Source organism: Salifodinibacter halophilus (genome assembly GCA_012999515.1).
GTDB classification, from domain to species: Bacteria; Pseudomonadota; Gammaproteobacteria; order Nevskiales; family Salinisphaeraceae; genus Salifodinibacter; species Salifodinibacter halophilus.
This window is the reverse complement of record JABEEB010000590.1, coordinates 1-244: the sequence shown is the minus strand read 5'-3', so window position 1 is coordinate 244 and position 244 is coordinate 1. Positions and strand designations below refer to the sequence as shown.

Below are 244 nucleotides of genomic sequence, written 5' to 3'. Positions count from 1 at the left end.
CTCGAAAGGTGGACAAAGCACGAGCAACGTGACGGCGAAGAGTTGTATGGAAGCCTGCCTGCGCATGAAGCCCGACCGCATCATCCTGGCCGAGTTGCGCGGCGACGAATCCTTCTACTTCATCCGTAACTGCGCATCCGGTCATCCAGGTTCCATCACCAGCTGCCATGCTGGCAGTACGGCGCAAACCTGGGATCAGCTTTCGCTGATGGTGAAGGCGTCGGCCGAGGGGTCGGGTCTGGAG

At 60.2% G+C, this 244-nt stretch carries 1 protein-coding gene; it reads left to right on the top strand.

The window, feature by feature from the left end:
* On the top strand, positions 1-244 hold a 244-nt coding region (gene tadA, locus HKX41_12945; GenBank protein ID NNC25041.1), incomplete at both ends, for a Flp pilus assembly complex ATPase component TadA.